We start from the raw sequence: 18,782 nt of genomic DNA, 5'->3' as shown, positions 1-18,782 counted from the left end.
TTCGTGCCGTACCGATTGACAGTCGTTTCTCCGCCCCCTAATTTTAAGTATTCCCTCATCGTCAGGAATACCTCATGATTGACCGGCGTCACGCCGCAGCACGCCGCTCTGTTTCGACAACCGCGCACAGCGCCTCGGGGCCAAGATCGGCCCCGTCAGTTGTCAAACCTGTTGCGTCACCGACGCGCGAATCCGATCGTGCCGCTTTTGCATTGCCGCATCGCGCTCCACTGCTCCATCCGCGTCTCCATCCGCTTCCTGGTCCGCTGCTTCGTCGTCGCGCAGCAAGGAGAACATGAACATGAAACGTCCCGGAACATGTCAGCGTGTGCTGCTCATCTGTGCGGCGCTCGCCGGCACCCCGCTCGTCGTCGGCATCGCAGCACCCACTGCCGCGCACGCGCAGACGCCGGCGAAGGTGTCCAGCCAGCAACTCGACTCGCTGACCGCGCCGATCGCGCTCTACCCCGATGCATTGCTCGCGCAGGTGCTGATGGCCTCGACCTTCCCGCAGCAGATCCAGGAGGCCGCGCAGTGGTCGAAAGCCAATTCGCAAAAGCAAGGTGACGCCGCCGTGCAGGCGGTCGCATCGGAACCGTGGGACCCGAGCGTGCAGTCGCTCGTCGCGTTTCCGCAAGTGCTCGCCACCATGGCATCGAAGCCCGACTGGGTCACGCAACTGGGCAACGCGTTTCTCGCGCAGCCGAACGACGTGATGGATTCGGTGCAGCGCTTGCGCAAGCAGGCACAGCAAGCGGGCAATCTGAAGACCACCGAGCAGCAGAAGGTCATCGTCGAGCAGAGCACGATCCAGATCGTGCCGGCCAATCCGCAGGTCGTCTACGTACCGACCTATAACCCGACCGTGGTGTATGGCGCGTGGCCCTACCCCGCCTATCCGCCGGTTTACGTGCCGCCGCCGCCGGGTTACGCGATCGCGACGGGCTTCGCGACCGGCCTCGCATTCGGCGCGGGCATCGCTGTCGCGAATTCGCTGTGGGGCGGTTTCAACTGGAATTCGCATGATGTGAACGTCAACGTCAATCGCTACAACAACATCAACGTCAATAACCGGATCAACGCCAATACGGCCAACACGAACTGGAATCGCAACGAGAGCATCAATCGGACGAACGCGAATCTGAACCGCAACAACGCGAACTTCAACAATGCGAATCTGGCCGCGCAGCGCGATGCGTATCGCGGCCGGGATGCATCACGCCAGCAGGCGGAACAGGCGTTGCAGAACCGCACCGGGCAAAACGTGAGCGGCTCGGCCAGCCAGCGGCTACAGAACATCCATAGCGGCGGCACCAATCCGGGCGAAATTCGCAACAGCGCGCAGAACCTGAACCGCGACAACGCGCTGCGTGGCGCCGGCGACGCCGGCGGCGCGCGGGCGGATATGCAACGCGGACAGGCGAGCCGCCAATCGCTCGCGAATAACGGCGGCGAGCGCTTCGGCGGAGGTGGCGCGGGGCAACACGGCGGGTTCCAGGGCGCAGGCGCCCAGCACGGCGGCTTCGAAGGCGGTGGGTATCAAGGCGGCGGAAGGCCCGGTGGTTTCGGTGGCGGTGGCGGTGGACGTCACTTTGGCCGCCGCTGAACATTCGACAAGGAGCCCAACATGACCCGCTATCCCGTATCGCACGCAGCACGCGCAACCTGTGTGGCGCAGCGCGCGACACACAACGTGGCACGTAACGCCGCACCGGGCATCGTGCGCGCCACAGCCGCCGCGCTCGTCGCCGCAGCCGCCTTGCTGTGCAGCGCGCCCGCCGCGCATGCCCAAGCCGTCTATCCGACGGCTGACGCAGCCGCTGACGCGTTCACGAACGCGCTCGCGACAAACGATCACGGCGCGATGAAGCATGTGCTCGGCGACCACTACACGCGCTTCATTCCGACCACCGATATCGGCCAGGACGATATCTACGGGTTTCTCGGCGAGTGGGCCAAAGGCCATAAGATTGTCGAAGATGCAACGCCGCGCAATGGCCACCCGAGCGCGCATCTTGAAGTCGGCAATGACGGCTGGACGCTGCCTATCCCGCTCGAGAAGGTCGCAGGCGGCTGGCGCTTCGATACGCCGGCGGCGACCGACGAGATGCTCACGCGTCGCATCGGCCGCAACGAGCGCTCGGCCATCCTGACGTCGCAGGCGTATGTCGATGCGCAGAATGACTACCGGAACCTGACGCAGCACTACGCGCAGAAGTTCATCAGCGCGCCCGGCCAGCACGACGGGCTGTACTGGGACACGGCGCCGGGCGAACAGGAAAGCCCGCTCGGCCCGCTTGCCGCGACGATGCAGCGCCATATCGCGCCGGGCGAGGCGTATCACGGGTATCACTTCCGGATTCTGACCGCGCAAGGCACGCATGCACAGGGCGGCGCGCAAAGCTATCTGCAAGACGGCGTGCTGAAAAAAGGCTTCGCGCTCGTCGCGTGGCCGGCCGAATACGGCAAGACCGGCGTGATGAGCTTTATCGTCAATCAGGACGGTCAGGTCTACCAGAAGGACCTGGGGCCGCACACCGCGAGCGCGGTCGACGCAATTCGTTCGTTCGATCCGGATACGTCGTGGCAGCCGGCGCAGCCTTGAACGTCATGCGTTGACGCACGGCACTCCTGCCCCGCTCCTGCGCTGCGCACAGGTCGCTGCGTCGCGCGGAGCGCGAGGCAGCGACGGTATAATCTCGTCTTGAGATCGCGGCGCAGTTTTTGCGCCGCGAATGTTTTTCGCGCGGCCACTCCGGCACCGCCGGCGGGTTGCCGATTCGGCATCGTCATGTCGGCGATGGCAAACGATCGCGGCCAACACGGCTCGCGGTCGTCACGGCTATCACGGGTCAATCCCGCCACGCAGCGACCTGATGTGCCGCAGTCGCGTGCACGCGCCGGTTCCGCCGTGAGCCCGCCGTGAGCCCGCTGTGAGCCCTGCTGCAAGTCCCGGAGTCAGGCGCGCCGCGCTCCACACTATCCATTCTCGATTCACCATGACAGCCAAACTGATCGACGGAACCGCCCTTTCGAAGACGCTTCGCGCCGACGTCGCATCGCGCGCCGCTGCCCTCGCCGCCCGCGGCCGTCAGCCCGGCCTCGCGGTCGTGCTGGTCGGCGACAATCCGGCGAGCGAGGTGTATGTCCGCAACAAAGTGAAGGCCTGCGAGGACAACGGCCTCTACTCGTCATACGACCGCTATCCATCGACCCTGTCCGAAGCCGACCTGCTCGCGCGCATCGACGAACTGAACCGCGATCCGAAGATCAACGGCATTCTCGTGCAACTGCCGCTGCCCGCGCACATCGACAGCCACAAGGTGATCGAAGCGATCGCGCCGGACAAAGACGTCGACGGTTTCCATGTCGCGAATGCGGGCGCGCTAATGACCGGCAAACCGCTGTTCAGGCCATGCACGCCGTACGGCATCATGAAAATGTTCGACGCGTATGGCATCGCGCTGAAGGGTGCGAATGCGGTCGTGATCGGCCGCTCGAACATCGTCGGCAAGCCGATGGCGATGCTGCTGCTCGACGCCGGCGCCACCGTGACCATTTGTCACAGCAAGACGCGCGATCTTGCCGCGCATACGCGCGAAGCGGATGTCGTGGTCGTCGCAACCGGCATGCGCAGCATCCTGACCGCCGACATGGTGAAACCGGGCGCCGCGGTGATCGACGTCGGCATGAATCGCGACGATGCGGGCAAGCTCTGCGGCGATGTCGACTTCGCCGGCGTGAAGGAAGTGGCGGGCTATCTGACACCGGTGCCGGGCGGCGTCGGGCCAATGACGATCACGATGCTGCTCGTGAACACGATCGAAGCCGCCGAACGCGCGGCCCGCGACGCGTGACGTGGTCCGCGACCGAACGTCACTAAGTGCGACGACGCGCAGCGGGCATGCTACCCGACGGACGCCTCCGCGTACCCGCTGTCGATACGCCGTATGCCGCGGCGCCCGCGTGCACGCCTATCGGCCGCCACCGTGCAGCAGCGCACGTAGCGTGGCGGCGGCGTGGTCCCGTTGCAGTGCAAATATGCGTATCCTTGGGTTTGGTTTGGCGGCAGCACACGATCACCTTTCGGCTGTCTCTGCTATTTGTCCGGGCCGGCGCACTGGAAACGGCAGGCACCGCCCCCATAGTCCGATAACGGGGCGCGGCCGCGCGCCCTGCAAGCGCTAGTTTCAGCTTCTCCAACATCACGCGACAGACAGGAAGCACTATGTCCACTACCCAACCGACATCAGACAACCCGCTCCTCGATTTCACCGATCTGCCGCGTTTCGGCGAAATCCGCCCTGAACATGTGACGCCCGCGCTCGACGTGCTGCTTGCCAACGCGAGCGCCGCGGTCGAACGCGCGAGCGAACCCGCGACACCGGCGTCGTGGGTGGATGTCGTCGAAACGGTCGAACGCGCGACCGAGCCGCTGTCGCGCGCATGGGGGGTGATCGGTCACCTGAACGCGGTCGCCGATACGCCGGAACTGCGCGCGGTCTATGGCGAGAACCTGCCGCGCGTGACCGAGTTCTGGTCGAGTGTCGGTCAGAATCTTGCACTGTATGAGAAGTACAAGGCGATCGCCGCAAGCGGCGATTTCACGACGCTGACCGGCGAACGCAAGAAGATCCTCGACAACGCGCTGCGCGACTTCCGCCTGTCGGGCGCCGAACTGCCGGAAGACCAGAAGCCGCGCTTCGCGGAACTGCAGGAACGCCAGGCGGCATTGTCGAAGGCCTTCTCGGATCACGTGCTCGATGCGACGAACGCTTACGCGATCTTCGTCGAAACGCAAGCGGAACTGACGGGCCTGCCCGAAGACGTGATCGCCGCCGCCCGTGAAGCCGCCGAGCGCGACGGCAAGGCCGGCTGGAAGTTCACGCTGCACTTCCCGTCGTACTTTCCGGTGATGCAATATGCGGAGCACCGGCCGATGCGCGAAGCGATGTACCGCGCGTATGTCACGCGCGCGTCGGACCTGGGCCCACAGTACGGCAAGGGCAACCCCGATTGGGACAACACGGCGAACGTCGCGGAGCATCTGAAGCTGCGCGACGAGGAAGCGAAGATGCTCGGTTACCGCAACTTCGCGGAAGTGTCGCTCACCCCGAAGATGGCCGAATCGCCGGCACAGGTGATGGCGTTCCTCGAAGACCTTGCGGCGCGCGCGCGGCCACATGCGGAGCAGGACTGGAAGGAACTGCGCGAGTTCGCCGCCGGCGAGCTCGGCCTTGCCGACATCCAGCCATGGGACATGGCATTCGCGTCCGAGCGGCTGCGCCAGAAGCGCTACTCGTTCTCGGAGAACGAGGTCAAGCAGTACTTCCCTGAAGACGCGGTCCTGAAGGGCCTCTTCAAGGTCACCGAAACGCTGTTCGGCGTGCGCATCCGCGTTGATCAAGCGGCCACCTGGCATTCCGACGTGCGCTTCTTCCGTGTTGAAAATTCGGATGGAGGACTGGTCGCGCAGTTCTACCTCGACCTGTACGCACGCGAAGGCAAACGCGGCGGCGCATGGATGGACGATGCGCGCACGCGCCGCAAGCCGGTACACGGCCCGGTGCAGACGCCGGTTGCCTACCTCACATGCAATTTCTCGGCCCCGATCGGCGGCAAGCCTGCGTGCTTCACGCACGACGAAGTGATCACGCTGTTCCACGAGTTCGGCCATGGGCTGCATCACATGCTGACGCGTGTGGACGAGCTCGGCGTGTCGGGCATCAACGGCGTCGAGTGGGATGCCGTCGAACTGCCGTCGCAGTTCATGGAGAACTTCTGCTGGGAGTGGGACGTGCTGCGCGACATGACCTCGCATGTCGACACCGCCGCGCAGTTGCCGCGGGATCTGTTCGACAAGATGCTCGCCGCGAAGAACTTCCAGAGCGGCCTCGGCACATTGCGGCAAATCGTGTTCTCGATGTTCGACATGAAACTGCATGTGGACTTCGATCCAGCCGGTCCGAAAAGCGCGAACGATCTTGCGCGCGAGATCAACGAGCAGTTCCACGTGATACCGCAAGCGGCGTTCTCGCGTTGGCCGAACACGTTCAGCCATATTTTCGCGGGCGGCTATGCGGCCGGGTACTACAGCTACAAGTGGGCGGAGGTGCTGTCAGCGGACGCGTACGCGGCATTTGAAGAAGCGGCCGAAGCGTCGGATGGCAGCGTGCTGGACGCGGATACCGGCATACGCTATCGCCGCGAGATTCTTGAAGTGGGCGGAAGCCGGCCGGCAATGGAGTCGTTCAAGGCGTTCCGCGGACGCGAGCCGACTATCGACGCGCTGCTGCGTCATAACGGGATGACACAGACAGCCGCGCATTGAGTGCCAGGTGCCGCGCACGGTGTGCGCGTGATTGCCGTGAAACCGGGGCATTGCAGCCTATGCAATGCCCCGGTTTTTTATGTCCGATGCAGTTTGAAATCGACCTGCCGCGGACGGCCCTCGAGCGTGAGCGTCGCGCGCGCGGCCGGCGACCGGCTCACGACCTTGCCGCGGCTCACCACCGCGAGACGCGCCGCGCGCAAGCGAATCGCTTCCACTTCATCGCGCGCGTCGAGCACCACGCAATTGGCCGCGCAGCCCGGCTCGATGCCATAGCCCTCAAGACCAAGAATGCGCGCGGCGTTGACCGTGACCGCGTCGAAGCACGCGCGCATCGCATCGATGCCCGTCATTTGCGCGACGTGCAGCCCCATATGCGCGACTTCCAGCATATCGCCGGAACCAAGGCTGTACCACGGGTCCATCACGCAGTCGTGGCCGAACCCGACGTCGATGCCCGCCGCCAGCATCTCCGGCACGCGTGTCATGCCGCGCCGCTTCGGATATGTGTCGGCACGGCCCTGCAATGTGATGTTGATCAGCGGATTCGCGATCGCCGCAACGCCCGCCTCGCGCATCAAAGGCAAAAGCTTGCTGACGTAGTAGTTATCCATCGAATGCATCGACGTCAGATGCGAACCCGCGACGCGGCCATGCAAACCCAGCCGATGCGTCTGTGCGGCAAGCGTTTCGATATGACGCGACAGCGGGTCGTCCGATTCGTCGCAATGCATATCGACGCGCAGTCCCTTCTGAGCGGCGAACTCGCAGAGCAGGCGCACAGACTCGGCGCCATCGGCCATGGTCCGCTCGAAATGCGGAATGCCGCCGACGACGTCGACGCCAAGGTCGATTGCACGCTTCAGGTTGTCAAACGCGCGCGGGCTGCGCAGCAGGCCATCCTGCGGAAAAGCGACCAGTTGCAAGTCCATGTAATGCGCAACCCGGCGCCGGACTTCGAGCAGTGCGTGAACGGCAAGCAGCCGCTCGTCACAGACGTCGACATGCGTGCGGATCGCCAGCAAGCCGCGCGCGACTGCCCAGTCGCAATACTGCAGCGCCCGTTCGACCAGTGCCTCCTGCGTCAGATGCGGCTTTAGTTCGCCCCACAACGCGATGCCTTCGAGCAGCGTGCCGGAAGCATTGATACGCGGCAAGCCGTACGACAGCGTCGCGTCCATGTGAAAGTGCGCGTCGACGAACGGCGGCGTGACGAGCAAGCCATTCGCGTCGATTTCCTCCGGCGCGTGCGCGGCAAGATGCGGTTCGACCGCAACGATCCGCGCGCCTTCGATGCCGATATCGACGGGCCCTTCGCGACGTGCGGCACGGCGCGGCAACATAGCGCCACGGATAATCAGATCCATGCGGGTCCCCCTGCTTTTCTGGTTCTCACCGATTCTATCGGTGGCAAAAAAGCGTGGACAGACAGATTTCAATCTGACTACGCCGGCGCGGGCGGGTCGCCAATGTTCCGCAGCGAACCGGCATGCATATCGGATTCGAGCGTTTCGTCCGCTGGTCCGGCTTCGTTCGCGGTTTGGTTTGCGGTGTCGTCTGCGCTCTCGTCTACGTCTTCCTCCACCGCTTCGTCGTCGAACAGGTCGAACTGGCCGTGCGTCGCGACGGCGTCTTCCTCAAGGCGCACGCCGACGCCGAGCAGTCGCACCGGCTTGCTGCGCCGGGCGAAGCCCTTTTCCAGCAGCGCGAGCAGCGTCGGCAGATGCGTGACGGTGCCGACACACTCGACCGTCGTCCGCTGGAAATCCGCAAACCGGATCTTCACGAACAGCTTGCGAACCGCAGCCGCCGCCTGAGCGCGCGCCACGCGCGCATCCAGTTGCTCAGCGAGACTGCGCAATTCGTTCGAGCACGCGTCGAGCGTGCGTAGATCGGTGACATACGTGGTTTCGACGCTGATCGACTTGCGTTCCAGGTGGGCGCACACCGGCCGCTCGTCAATGCCGCGCGACAACTCGTACAGCCGCTTGCCGAACACGCCGAAATGCCGATGCAGATCGACCAGCGGCCATTCGCGCAATTGCGCGCAAGTCGACACGCCGAGCTTGTCGAGTTTCGCCGCCGTGACCTTGCCGACGCCGAATATCTTGCGCACCGGCAACGCGGCGACGAACGCGTCGACCTCCGACGGTCGCACGACGTACAGGCCATCCGGCTTGTTCCAGTCCGACGCGATCTTCGCGACGAACTTGCTTGGTGCAACGCCCGCCGACACCGTCACGCCGACTGTCTCACGCACGCGTTCGCGAATTTCCTCGGCCATCAGCGTGGCGCTGCCCTTGCAGCGATCGGCGTGGGTGACGTCCAGATACGCTTCGTCGAGCGACAGCGGTTCGACATCCGGCGTGTAGTCGCGATAGATCGCCATGATTTGCCGCGACGCGATGCGATATTTCTCCATCGCCGATGGCAGGATCAGCAGATCCGGACACTTGCGCAACGCGAGCGCCGACGACATCGCCGAATGCACGCCAAAGCGTCGCGCCTCATAGTTGCAGGTGGCCACCACACCGCGCTGTTCGGGCCGGCCGCCCACGGCCAGCGGGCGCCCGCGCAACGACGGGTTGTCACGCATTTCGACCGACGCGTAGAAGCAGTCGCAGTCGCAATGGATGATCTTGCGAACAGGCGACGCAGGCGGCTCGGTGGGTAGCGCCATAAGCGGCTTCATGAGCTGCGCTTCAACCGGCGGCAGCAGGGCATCGGGCGGGTTCAAGATACGAATACTGTACAAAAATACAGTAGTTTGATCAAGCGATGCCGCGTGAATTTTTTCGCTCGTGTATTGGTGGAAACACGTCGATCCGTACCGCTGCGCGGGCACCACCGCGGCCTATACTCGCCGCTGTCGATAATCAGGGCGCACAGACGATGATGAAAACCATTGGCGTGATCGGCGGCATGAGCTGGGAATCGTCGGCCGAATACTACCGGTTGCTGAACCGCTATGCGAAGGCGCAACTTGGCGGGCATCACAACGCGTGCAGCCTGATGCTGACGGTGGACTTCGCGTCGATCGAAGCAGACCAGCGCGCCGGTGCGTGGGACAGGCTTGGCGAGCAGATGGCCGAGGCCGCGCGCCGCCTCGAGCGCGGCGGGGCCGATCTCGTGATGCTCGCGACGAACACGATGCATCGCGTGTATGAGCCGATTGAAGCGGCCATTCGCATTCCGTTCCTGCACATCGCCGATCCGACCGGCGAAGCCTTGCGCGCGGCGGGCGTCGAACGGGTCGGCTTGCTAGGCACGCGATACACGATGGAGCAAACCTTCTACGCGGGCCGATTGCGCGAGCGGTTCGGGCTCGACACGCTCGTCCCGGACGACGATGAACGGCACGACGTGCACCGGATCATTTACGACGAGTTGTGCCATGGCGTGATCGACGCACAATCGCGAACAATCTATCAGCGCGCGATCGACGGAATGGCCGCGCGCGGTGCGCAGGCCGTGATTCTCGGATGCACGGAAATCACGCTGCTGATCAAACAGGAAGACACCTCGCTGCCGGTTTTCGATACCACTGCTCTGCACGCGCAAAGAGCAGTGGATTGGGCCATACAAAACCGATAAACTCCACTTCGGCCCGAGCTTCTTTTATCCCGACCAATTGATAAGGATCACGTATCGACGCGATGCACCGCGTCGGTTGCTGACACGCTCACCATCGCAAACGGGCGCATGCCTGTATTTCGCCCAAGGAGATCAGACGATGACGATCAACCCGTCGCCCCAGCCCGCACCGCATCTGGAGCAGCACGACGCGCGCGTCGAACTGCTTGAGCGCATCGTCGACAGTGCGCTGATCGCCGGACATCGGCATGTCGAACAGTTCGCGAGACTTGCCGCATTGGCACGCGCGATCGCGAACGAGCACATTTCGTCCGAAGACCGCACGACGCTTATCGGAGTCGTAGAGAACATTGCTCGTCACGCGGAGCTCGACGCGACACTTGATGTGGAATTTTTCGGAGGCGTTCGTGCAGGCCAGGTCATTGGTCGACTCGTCCGAATGGCAGGCAGGCGCGGCGCCGTTCAGGATACGTGTGCGGGTGCGGCTTCCGACGCGAACGTCACTAAGCACTAGGCAACTCGCCTATGCCGCAATCCGGGTTGTCCAATGCCATGCGTCGAAGCCCATCCTGAAGCCGAGCAGCAAAAGCATCGTGCCCATAAGCCAACGTTGCGCGAGGAGCCAACCCGGACGGTGCGCGATCAAACCCGCTACGCTGCCTGACGATACGGCGACCAACGCATTGACGGATGCGAACGCAAGAATGAGCGTGCCGCCCAGCGCTAACGACTGCCGAAGCACACTACCGGCGCCGTAGTTGATGAACTGCGGCAGCAGCGACAGGAAAATCAGCGCGAGTTTCGGATTCAGCAAGCTCGTCGCGGCGCCCATTGTGAACAGGCGCCGCGGCCTGTCGAACTGGACCTGCGTGATTTGCAGCGGCGACCGGCCACCGGGCCTGAGTGCCTGCCACGCCAGATAAAGCAGATAAAGCGCGCCACCGGCCGCAAGGATGCGGCACGCACCGGGAATCGCAACAAACAGCGCAGTGATCCCGAACGCGGCGCTGAACATATAGAACAGGTATCCGAGCATTACACCCGAAAGCGAGATCAAGCCCGCTTTCGGCCCCTGCCCGACCGAGCGCGACATCACGTAGACCATATTCGGGCCGGGCGTCACAGCCAGCATGCCGCCCACTGTCACGAATTCGACCATCGTTCCCATTCCCACTCCGTGGACGTCCGTCCGCTCCCGATCACGATGCGAGTATCGGATGACCCGACAGACAAGTAAAACGGATTAAACTGAGCACATTATTCAGATTTTCTGACGGCATGAAAAAGCTCGATCTCGACGTGCTGGAAATGGTGGTCGCGGTGGCGGAAACCGGTTCGTTCGCCCGTGCGGCGCAAACCGTGAGTCGCTCGCCGTCGGCGGTCAGCATGCAGATCAAAGCACTCGAGGACGCGCTCGGCAAACTTCTCTTCACGCGAACCACGCGCAACGTCGTCGTGACTCAGGAAGGCCGGACGCTTGCCGACTACGGCCGACAGATGCTCGCGATGCGTGAGGAAGCGTGGGCGTCCGTGGTGCGCCCTGAAATGCGCGGGCGAGTCACGATAGGCGTGCCCGATGACTTCGCATCGTCGTTGCTGCCTCCTGTGCTGCGGAAATTCGCGGTGGCTCACCCACGCGTCGAGATCCGCGTAATCGGGCTGCCGAGTAGCGCGCTGATTCCCCTGCTCAAGGACAACACGTTGGATCTGGCCTGTATCACGAAGGCTCGCGGCATAGCGGGTGACTTCATCCGTTTCGAGCCGATGGTTTGGGCCGCGGCACGCGGCAATCAGCAGGTGTGGAAAGAGCGCCCGTTGCCGATCGCCGTGTTTGCGCAAGGCAGTGCGGCGCGTGCGAACGCAACCACGGCATTGCAGCAGGCAGGCATCCGGTATCGGATGTCCTACGAAAGCCCGAGTCTGCTCGGTTTGTTCAGTATGGTCGAAGCGGGACTCGCTGTCGCGCCGCTCGCGCTGTGCAGCGTGCCGAAACACCTTGTGCAACTGGGAGAGGCTGAGGGGCTGCCGCCGCTGGCGGCGTTGGAAGTGATACTGGCGCGTAGTGCGCGGTCGGCGAGGCCGCCGTGTGATTTTCTGGCTCGGCAGATGCTGGCGGATTTGAGCGTTTGATGGCGTTGCAAGCGCGGGCGATGTGCGCACCAAAATCAAACGGGTGGTCGGTCGATTTTTGGCCGATTCTATGGGGGTGAGGAAAGCCTCCTCTGCGCGGGGTTCGTGTTGTTTAACGACACCTGCCGGCGCGGTGACGGTCCAGCTATGGGATGGCGCCCCGGGCTGCACGATCCACAGTCCTCGGTGGAGTGCGAAGAGACAACGCAACGGGGGACTCGGCGTGGTCAGTTCACCAGCGAGTGGGACAGCGTGTCCTCCAGCCCCGCGCACTCGGTGTTCAGCAGGCACTTCGCGAACAGGTAGAAGCAGTAGGCGTCCCGGAAGTTCGAGCCGAGGCCGAACGAGACCCGGATGGCTCCGCAGTTGCCCTTGTTGAGAATCTTGTCGTCGAAGGTCTTGCAGTCGATGATCTTCTCCTTCTTGTCGAGCTCGCAGTGCTCCGCGCCGGCGGTGGTGTATGTGGCCTGCTGCACCGCGCCCAGATTGCAGAAGCACCCGTTGCGCACAATGATGCCGAAGGACTCGGCGACCCGCTTGACGAGCGCGTGCGGGAAGATGGCGTTGTAGCAATCGAAGAAGTTCAGCATGACTGTCGCGCCTTTGTGCTCCGCCGGAGGCCCGTAGATGCGGCAGAGCGGGGTCTGGCTCCTGACGTCGTGCCGCAACTCCAGGAGCCGCTTCTCCAGCCACCTCGCCAGCGCCGTCGAGCGCGCGCCAAGGTGTTCAAGCCCTAGCCGGGAGATGAACTCGAATCCCTGTGCGATAGCATGGAAGGACGCGTAATTGGGCGTGCCGACCTCGAACCGCTGCTCGTCGTCATAGCGCAGCAGCCGGTCTGTGGCAGACCAAGGGCCCGAGTAGTAGCACACAGCCCCTCCCGCGAAAGACGGCGGGGCCAGCTTGCGCAGCGAGGACCTCCTGGCGATGAGGCACCCGGTTCCGGTCGGATGGCCGAAAATCTTGTAGAAGGAGACCGCGATGAAATCCGGGTGATGCACTGAGCAATCCAGCCTGGACTGAGGGACGAGTGCTGCCGCGTCACAAAGCACCATTGCGCCCCGCTGTTGCGCGAGCTGAATCCACTTCAGGTCGTGCCTCGCGCCCGTGGCGTTGGACTGCGCAGGGTAGGCCAGCAGGTGCGAGTGTCCGGGGGCGAGCTTCGCGATCGCGCGCTGCATCGAGCTGCCGTTGATCAGCAGATCCTTGTCCAGCGGGATGTACTTTACCGAGGCGCCCTTGGCCTTCGCGTACTCCCGAAGGCCGTGGACCGAGGTGTGGTTGTCCTTGGTGAGCAGGACCTGCGAGCGGCCATCGAAGGGGAATGACTCCGCCACCAGGCGGATGGCGCCGCTGGCGTTGGGCGTGAATATGATTTCGTACTCGTCCGGCGCACACCGGAAGTACCGATAGATTTCCGCTCGGGCCTTCTTATAGGCCACATCGGAGGACTTTGAGCCGCTGTGCGGGTTGCCAAGAATCGTGCTCTTGAGCACCTGATAGTCCTCCTCGAGGAGGCTCTCCGGGGCGAGCGTGCCACCCACATGGTCCAGGTAGGTGGCCTGGTGGGCATCCAGTCGTGAGAAATCGCTCCTGCGCAGCGCTTCGACCTCGGCGTCGGGATACCTCGGATACTCGACCAGGAAGGCCGCCTTCATCACTAGATAGGACTGCATCAGTTGCGAGTCTCTGAGCAGCGGCGGTCTGTCCGCGCAATTCTCGACGACCTCCGGAGCCATCTGACGGAAGGCGCTCAGTGCTGAGAAATCGGGTGGCGAGCTCAGAGCGACGAACTCCTTGCAGGCCTGATCGACCTGCCCGCGCAAAAGCCACGCCTTGACCTGGTAGCTTCGGGTGGGGACCTGCGCGTGGATCTCCCGCAGCATCGCGTTCAGATACCTCTCCCGGCTGAGTGTGTCGGACTGGTTGAACTCCTCAAGGAGGATGCAGGCATTGAAGAGAAACTCGCGGGTGTCAGAGTCGTCCAGGAAGAAGGACAGGGGGCAGGAGGTTGCGACCTCGCTAATGCCCCGACAGAGCCCCTCACGGGAGAAGGCGTCAATGATCGCGGTGGGGTCGGTCAGACTGAGGGCCGCGTCCAGGATGGCCGAGGGGGTCCCGAAGTGCTTCTGAGATTGCCGCCAAGCCAGGTCGAACAGCTCGTTGTAATGGAAGACAGTGCCGTAGATCCTCCCTCCCGGACGCAGCACCCGCTTGAACTCCCGGGCGACCCGGGCCTTGTCCGGAGGAAACATCAATCCGAAGCCGCAGACGACGATGTCGAAGCTATTGTCCGCGAAGGGCATGTCCGCCATGTCCACGTCGAAATGGAAGGTGACGTTTCGTCGAAGATCCTCGCTGACCACTTTCCTGGCCATGTCGATGGCGATTTTCGAAAGGTCCGTGGCGACGAGCCGCAGGTTCAATGGCTTGGCCACGTCTTCATAGAGATGGGTGGTGATGCGGCCGGTCCCGCAAGCAACCTCAAGGACGCTCGTGAGGGCGGGCTCTGGATGTATGTCCTTGCGAATCTCCCGGACGAGCAGTTCGCCGTAGGGTTTAAAGAGCCGAGGGCCCAGGACGCGCTCGTAGAATTCCGTGAACGTACTTAGAGACCACTGTTGGTCCGATACTGTCTTGCAGTGGTGCGGCGCTGCGTCATGCATTGCTGGCTCCGAGCAGGATATATCGATTGAGATCGCCGAACGCCATGATGAAAAACGCAAATCCGGGCATGGAACCTGGCCTCACGGCGCAGGTAGTCTTTCGTCGCGCAGGCAATCAAATAAAGGAAATACTGCATATCCCCATTTCTTGCGCATGATGTGGGAAAGCACAGCTTTCATCAAAAATATTTTCTCAAATTAATTTATACAACGCAAAACTTCACTGAGTCTGATAAACGCAGTCAGGTGAATGAGCCTGGATTCGGCGATAATTTGAATTCCGTAAACCGCAGTCACGCGTGATTTGCCTGCCCGAGGTAACCAGAAAATAAGTTTGATAACTCATTTAATCAGGATCTGGATGTATGCTGACGAAGCAACTACGGTTCTTCCTTAATTTCATAAATCATGTGCAACATCGCCACCATCACCATAGTGTGGTCCATGCGCCCCGGCATTTTCGATCATAATTATTGCATGCATTATTTTCAATATTTTTCTGTTATAAGATGGGGTAAACGCCCATTATTTTAAATGAGTTTACTTTAAGAGGATGTATACTCCACCTGCATTTTGCCGATTTAAATCTGACTCACTTTCGACGAATCGCCAAAGTAAAGCATCGTGTTGCACGCGTCGGATAGTAATTCGCCTCCCTCCATTAGCCGCAATGCTTCATCCGCGTTCAATCGCGTATCGGGTATGCTCGGCGCGGCGATCGGCGTCCATGACCGCATGGTTTGCGCGGAACTGTTGCGACCAGTAAGGAAACCGCAGCGTAGCTGCTCGATTGAGCGGTTGCAGTGATTCAGCGACGACATTGGAAGCCGCGTATAGCGTTCGTTTGCACGCGGTTGTCTGTTGGGTTCTTCGGAGATTGCGATTTCTTCATTGTCGTCCTCACGCTCGCTCAATGACAGGTAGTTGTGTGCGCATCGAACTGTTCGACACTGACGGATTCGGGATCGCCCCAGCGAATCCGGGGTGGACGGCCACTTCAACTGGACGGCTCGACGCGGCAGGCCAGATCTTTTTCTGGTGTCTGACGAGTGCAGGAATTGACACAGGCAGGGACGCACCGGTCGCCGGTTTGGTGGCTCGTTCGATGACGTTTCAGGTTGAAGTGTGACCCGGACAAACCATCAGGACACCAGATGGTCCGTACGCGTAGCGCAGGTACACGTAAAACGGACGGGCAACAAAAAACCCGCACAGGGCGGGTTCACGAGTGGCGAGAGTTCGCCCAAAATGCGCCAGGATTGCCCTAAACGAACAACGGGACAAGTTTCACTGGGTATATAAACCGGCTAGAAAGCTTGCTGCACTGGGTTGCGGGGGTAGGATTTGAACCTACGACCTTCGGGTTATGAGCCCGACGAGCTGCCAGACTGCTCCACCCCGCGTCAGAGGAAGCGAATTGTACTGAATCAGTCTGCAATTCGTCAAACCAAAATTCGGATTCTTCGCAAAAGAATGAGAAGAACACGCGAACACACGTGCCAGCGTGCCTGATCAAACGACCTTCGACGGTCTCCCCACCTGATCGCGGTAAGATTCGGATGTATCGAGTCCCACTCAACACGCCATAGCGCGCGCGTTTCCCGCCGTCGCCCCTACATCAACGAGAACAGCAATGAAGTTAGCCACCTGGAACGTCAACTCGCTGAAGGTCCGTCAGCAGCACGTGATCGACTGGCTCGAACTGAGTCAGGCCGACGTGCTGTGTCTTCAGGAGCTCAAGCTGCCCGACGAAAAATTCCCGCGCGCGGAGCTCGAGGAAAAGGGCTATCGCAGCTGGTTCGCCGGCCAGAAGACATATAACGGCGTCGGCATTCTCGTGCGAAACGGCCTGCAGGTGGACGAAGCGACGATTGTGCGAAACATTCCCGGCTTCGAGGATTCACAACAACGCGTGATTGCCGCAACCATCAATGGCATCCGCGTGATTAGCGCGTACTTTCCGAATGGCCAGGCCCCAGGCACCGACAAGTTCGCGTACAAGCTGCGCTGGCTCGACGCGATGCACGATTGGATCGCGAGCGAACTCGCACAGCATCCGAAGCTCGCGCTGCTCGGCGACTACAACATCGCGCCGGAAGACCGCGACGTGCACGACCCGAATGCCTGGGAAGGCCAGAACCTCGTATCGCCCGAAGAGCGCGCGAGCTTCGCGCGTCTGATCGAACTGGGCCTCGTCGATTCGTTCCGACTGTTCGATCAGCCCGAGAAAACCTTCACGTGGTGGGACTACCGGATGCTCGCGTTCCGCCGCAACGCGGGCCTACGCATCGACCATATCCTGCTGTCGAAGCCGCTTGCGGAAAGCTGCACGCATTGCGACGTCGACAAGACGCCGCGCAAATGGGACCAACCGTCCGATCACGCGCCAGTCGTTGCGCTCACTGAATGAAAAGCGGCTCGATGGAGCCATCCATCGAGCCGCCGTCTGCTGCTTGCGCGTGAAGAACCATCAAGGCTCGAGATTCAACTCCTGAATCTTGCGCGTAATCGTATTGCGGCCGATGCCCAGCCGCTCCGCCGCCTCGACTTTCCGTCCACGCGTGAAATCGAGCGCTTCGCGTATCACCGCGGCTTCGAAACGGCGCGACAACTCGTCCATCACATCCGGCGAATTCTCGCGCAGCAACCGCGCAACTTCAGTACGCAAACCGCCTTCCCACGCGCTCGCGGACGCCGACGCCGTCGACGCCACACCAGGCGTCACCACCACTCCACCCGTGTGCGCGGAGGTGGCGCTTGCCCCCACACCATTGACCGCGGCAACATCCGCCGCGCCCCCTGTCAGCACAGCGCCACTCGCCGCTTCAACCGGCGACTGTTGCGTCGATACCAGATCCGGCGGCAGGTCTTTAATCTCAATCGTCTGCGCAGGCGCCATCACGGTTAGCCAGTTCGCGAGATTTTCGAGCTGCCGCACGTTCCCCGGAAACGGCAACGACGTCAGATAAGCAAGCGCCTCGTCCGATACGCGTTTCGGTTCGACGCCCAGATCGCGCGCACTCTTCTGCAGGAAATGCCGCGTCAACAACGGAATGTCCTCGCTGCGCTCACGCAACGCCGGCAAGCGCAGCCGGATCACATTGAGCCGGTGATACAAGTCCTCGCGAAACAACCCTTGCCGCACGCGCGCTTCGAGGTTCTGATGCGTCGCCGCGATGACGCGCACGTTCGCGCGCAACGGGTTATGCCCGCCGACCCGATAAAACTGCCCATCCGACAGCACCCGCAATAGTCGGGTCTGCAGATCGAACGGCATATCGCCGATTTCATCGAGAAACAGCGTGCCGTTCTCGGCCTGCTCGAAGCGTCCCTGGCGCATCGCCTGCGCGCCGGTGAATGCGCCGCGTTCATGGCCAAATAGTTCGGATTCCAGCAGATCCTTCGGGATGGCTGCCGTGTTCAACGCGATGAAGGGGCCGCTCGCGCGTGGGCTATGTCGGTGCAACGCGCGCGCGACGAGTTCCTTACCGGTGCCTGATTCGCCGGTAATGAGCACGGTGGCCGCCGAATGCGACAGCCGCCCGATCGCGCGGAACATATCCTGCATCGCAGGCGCCTGGCCCAGCATCTCCGGCGCCTCGGGCACGCGTTCGTCCCACGTATGCTCGCCGCGCATGCTTTCGTCGACCGCGCGCCGGATCAGCTCGACCGCCTTGTCGACATCGAACGGCTTCGCAAGATACTCGAACGCGCCGCCCTGAAACGCGGCCACTGCGCTATCGAGGTCCGAAAAGGCGGTCATGATAATGACCGGCAGGCCAGGCACGCGGTCTCGCACAGTCTGCAGCAATTCGAGCCCGGAGCCGCCCGGCATCCGGATATCGGATACGAGCACTTGCGGACTGTCGTGCTCGAGTGCGCCCGCTGCTTCACGCACGTTCGCAAAGCTGCGCGTCGCGAAGTTCTCGCGCGCGAGCGCTTTTTCAAGTACCCAACGGATCGATTGGTCGTCGTCTACTATCCAGATCGGCTTCATATAGGTCGTCAGAAGTCTTGTGGTGCGCCACACTCAGCATTGACGCGCATTGCACGGTGGCGCG

14 protein-coding genes and 1 tRNA gene are annotated in these 18,782 nt (G+C 62.2%); 8 read left to right on the top strand and 7 right to left on the bottom strand.

All coding sequences use genetic code 11. The features are described from left to right. Nucleotides 1–162: 162 nt before the first annotated feature. The gene (locus HV796_RS02115) at nt 163–303 is read right to left on the bottom strand and encodes a hypothetical protein (protein WP_175224702.1); all 141 of its coding nucleotides are present in this window, start codon (nt 301–303) and stop codon (nt 163–165) included. On the opposite strand from HV796_RS02115, the gene HV796_RS02110 reads away from it, so the two are divergent. From HV796_RS02110 to HV796_RS02095, 4 genes are all read left to right on the top strand, one after another. Next, complete coding sequence (locus HV796_RS02110; RefSeq protein ID WP_175224700.1) at nt 302–1,606, top strand: DUF3300 domain-containing protein; 1,305 nt, start codon at nt 302–304, stop codon at nt 1,604–1,606. The genes HV796_RS02115 and HV796_RS02110 overlap by 2 nt on opposite strands. A gap of 21 nt (nt 1,607–1,627) precedes the next feature. Then, entirely contained in the window at nt 1,628–2,605 is a 978-nt protein-coding gene (locus tag HV796_RS02105) for a DUF2950 domain-containing protein (protein ID WP_175224698.1), read from the top strand. A gap of 394 nt (nt 2,606–2,999) precedes the next feature. Further along, on the top strand, nt 3,000–3,857 hold the full coding sequence (gene folD / locus HV796_RS02100; protein WP_175224696.1) for a bifunctional methylenetetrahydrofolate dehydrogenase/methenyltetrahydrofolate cyclohydrolase FolD: 858 nt from the start codon (nt 3,000–3,002) through the stop codon (nt 3,855–3,857). A 371-nt stretch (nt 3,858–4,228) separates the two neighbouring features. Then, entirely contained in the window at nt 4,229–6,331 is a 2,103-nt protein-coding gene (locus HV796_RS02095; protein WP_175224695.1) for a M3 family metallopeptidase, read from the top strand. A gap of 77 nt (nt 6,332–6,408) precedes the next feature. On the opposite strand, the gene HV796_RS02090 is transcribed toward HV796_RS02095, so the two are convergent. Next, nucleotides 6,409–7,698 carry an amidohydrolase family protein gene (locus HV796_RS02090; protein ID WP_175224693.1) on the bottom strand — a complete coding sequence of 430 codons (1,290 nt, stop codon included), beginning with the start codon at nt 7,696–7,698 and terminating at the stop codon, nt 6,409–6,411. 77 nt (nt 7,699–7,775) lie between these two features. After that, nucleotides 7,776–9,023: a DNA polymerase IV gene (gene dinB / locus HV796_RS02085; RefSeq protein ID WP_246355642.1), complete on the bottom strand. Its 1,248-nt coding sequence runs from the start codon at nt 9,021–9,023 to the stop codon at nt 7,776–7,778. 203 nt (nt 9,024–9,226) lie between these two features. Here dinB and HV796_RS02080 point away from each other — a divergent pair, with 203 nt between their 5' ends. After that, nucleotides 9,227–9,925 (top strand): aspartate/glutamate racemase family protein, encoded by a 699-nt coding sequence (locus HV796_RS02080; RefSeq protein ID WP_175225010.1) that lies wholly within the window; start codon nt 9,227–9,229, stop codon nt 9,923–9,925. Nucleotides 9,926–10,064: 139 nt separating this feature from the next. Continuing rightward, nucleotides 10,065–10,439 carry a hypothetical protein gene (locus tag HV796_RS02075; protein ID WP_175224689.1) on the top strand — a complete coding sequence of 125 codons (375 nt, stop codon included), beginning with the start codon at nt 10,065–10,067 and terminating at the stop codon, nt 10,437–10,439. A gap of 9 nt (nt 10,440–10,448) precedes the next feature. On the opposite strand, the gene HV796_RS02070 is transcribed toward HV796_RS02075, so the two are convergent. Next, nucleotides 10,449–11,093, bottom strand: coding sequence for a LysE family translocator (locus HV796_RS02070; protein ID WP_175224687.1), 645 nt, complete (start codon nt 11,091–11,093; stop codon nt 10,449–10,451). Between the two features lie 110 nt (nt 11,094–11,203). Here HV796_RS02070 and HV796_RS02065 point away from each other — a divergent pair, with 110 nt between their 5' ends. Next, the gene (locus tag HV796_RS02065; protein WP_175224685.1) at nt 11,204–12,055 is read left to right on the top strand and encodes a LysR substrate-binding domain-containing protein; all 852 of its coding nucleotides are present in this window, start codon (nt 11,204–11,206) and stop codon (nt 12,053–12,055) included. A 227-nt stretch (nt 12,056–12,282) separates the two neighbouring features. On the opposite strand, the gene HV796_RS02060 is transcribed toward HV796_RS02065, so the two are convergent. Further along, the gene (locus tag HV796_RS02060) at nt 12,283–14,721 is read right to left on the bottom strand and encodes an aminotransferase class V-fold PLP-dependent enzyme (protein ID WP_175225009.1); all 2,439 of its coding nucleotides are present in this window, start codon (nt 14,719–14,721) and stop codon (nt 12,283–12,285) included. Nucleotides 14,722–16,050: 1,329 nt separating this feature from the next. Beyond that, nucleotides 16,051–16,124, bottom strand: a tRNA-Met gene (locus tag HV796_RS02050). A gap of 230 nt (nt 16,125–16,354) precedes the next feature. Between HV796_RS02050 and xth the strand changes: the two genes are divergently transcribed. Beyond that, nucleotides 16,355–17,131, top strand: a complete 777-nt coding sequence (xth, locus tag HV796_RS02045; RefSeq protein ID WP_175224683.1) for an exodeoxyribonuclease III — start codon at nt 16,355–16,357, stop codon at nt 17,129–17,131. 60 nt (nt 17,132–17,191) lie between these two features. On the opposite strand, the gene ntrC is transcribed toward xth, so the two are convergent. Next, the gene (gene ntrC / locus HV796_RS02040) at nt 17,192–18,718 is read right to left on the bottom strand and encodes a nitrogen regulation protein NR(I) (protein ID WP_175224681.1); all 1,527 of its coding nucleotides are present in this window, start codon (nt 18,716–18,718) and stop codon (nt 17,192–17,194) included. Nucleotides 18,719–18,782: the final 64 nt, after the last annotated feature.

The organism is Paraburkholderia humisilvae, assembly GCF_902859855.1.
Lineage (GTDB): Bacteria > Pseudomonadota > Gammaproteobacteria > Burkholderiales > Burkholderiaceae > Paraburkholderia > Paraburkholderia humisilvae.
The sequence above is the reverse complement of the archived record's forward strand: the minus strand, read 5'-3'. Positions and strand labels throughout refer to the sequence as shown.

Coding starts and splice junctions, on each gene's coding strand:
- HV796_RS02110 (WP_175224700.1), top strand. CDS start 302: ATGAAACGTCCCGGAACATGTCAGCGTGTGCTGCTCATCTGTGCGGCG.
- HV796_RS02115 (WP_175224702.1), bottom strand. CDS start 303: ATGTTCATGTTCTCCTTGCTGCGCGACGACGAAGCAGCGGACCAGGAA.
- HV796_RS02105 (WP_175224698.1), top strand. CDS start 1,628: ATGACCCGCTATCCCGTATCGCACGCAGCACGCGCAACCTGTGTGGCG.
- folD (WP_175224696.1), top strand. CDS start 3,000: ATGACAGCCAAACTGATCGACGGAACCGCCCTTTCGAAGACGCTTCGC.
- HV796_RS02095 (WP_175224695.1), top strand. CDS start 4,229: ATGTCCACTACCCAACCGACATCAGACAACCCGCTCCTCGATTTCACC.
- HV796_RS02090 (WP_175224693.1), bottom strand. CDS start 7,698: ATGGATCTGATTATCCGTGGCGCTATGTTGCCGCGCCGTGCCGCACGT.
- dinB (WP_246355642.1), bottom strand. CDS start 9,023: ATGAAGCCGCTTATGGCGCTACCCACCGAGCCGCCTGCGTCGCCTGTT.
- HV796_RS02080 (WP_175225010.1), top strand. CDS start 9,227: ATGAAAACCATTGGCGTGATCGGCGGCATGAGCTGGGAATCGTCGGCC.
- HV796_RS02075 (WP_175224689.1), top strand. CDS start 10,065: ATGACGATCAACCCGTCGCCCCAGCCCGCACCGCATCTGGAGCAGCAC.
- HV796_RS02070 (WP_175224687.1), bottom strand. CDS start 11,093: ATGGGAACGATGGTCGAATTCGTGACAGTGGGCGGCATGCTGGCTGTG.
- HV796_RS02065 (WP_175224685.1), top strand. CDS start 11,204: ATGAAAAAGCTCGATCTCGACGTGCTGGAAATGGTGGTCGCGGTGGCG.
- HV796_RS02060 (WP_175225009.1), bottom strand. CDS start 14,721: ATGCATGACGCAGCGCCGCACCACTGCAAGACAGTATCGGACCAACAG.
- xth (WP_175224683.1), top strand. CDS start 16,355: ATGAAGTTAGCCACCTGGAACGTCAACTCGCTGAAGGTCCGTCAGCAG.
- ntrC (WP_175224681.1), bottom strand. CDS start 18,718: ATGAAGCCGATCTGGATAGTAGACGACGACCAATCGATCCGTTGGGTA.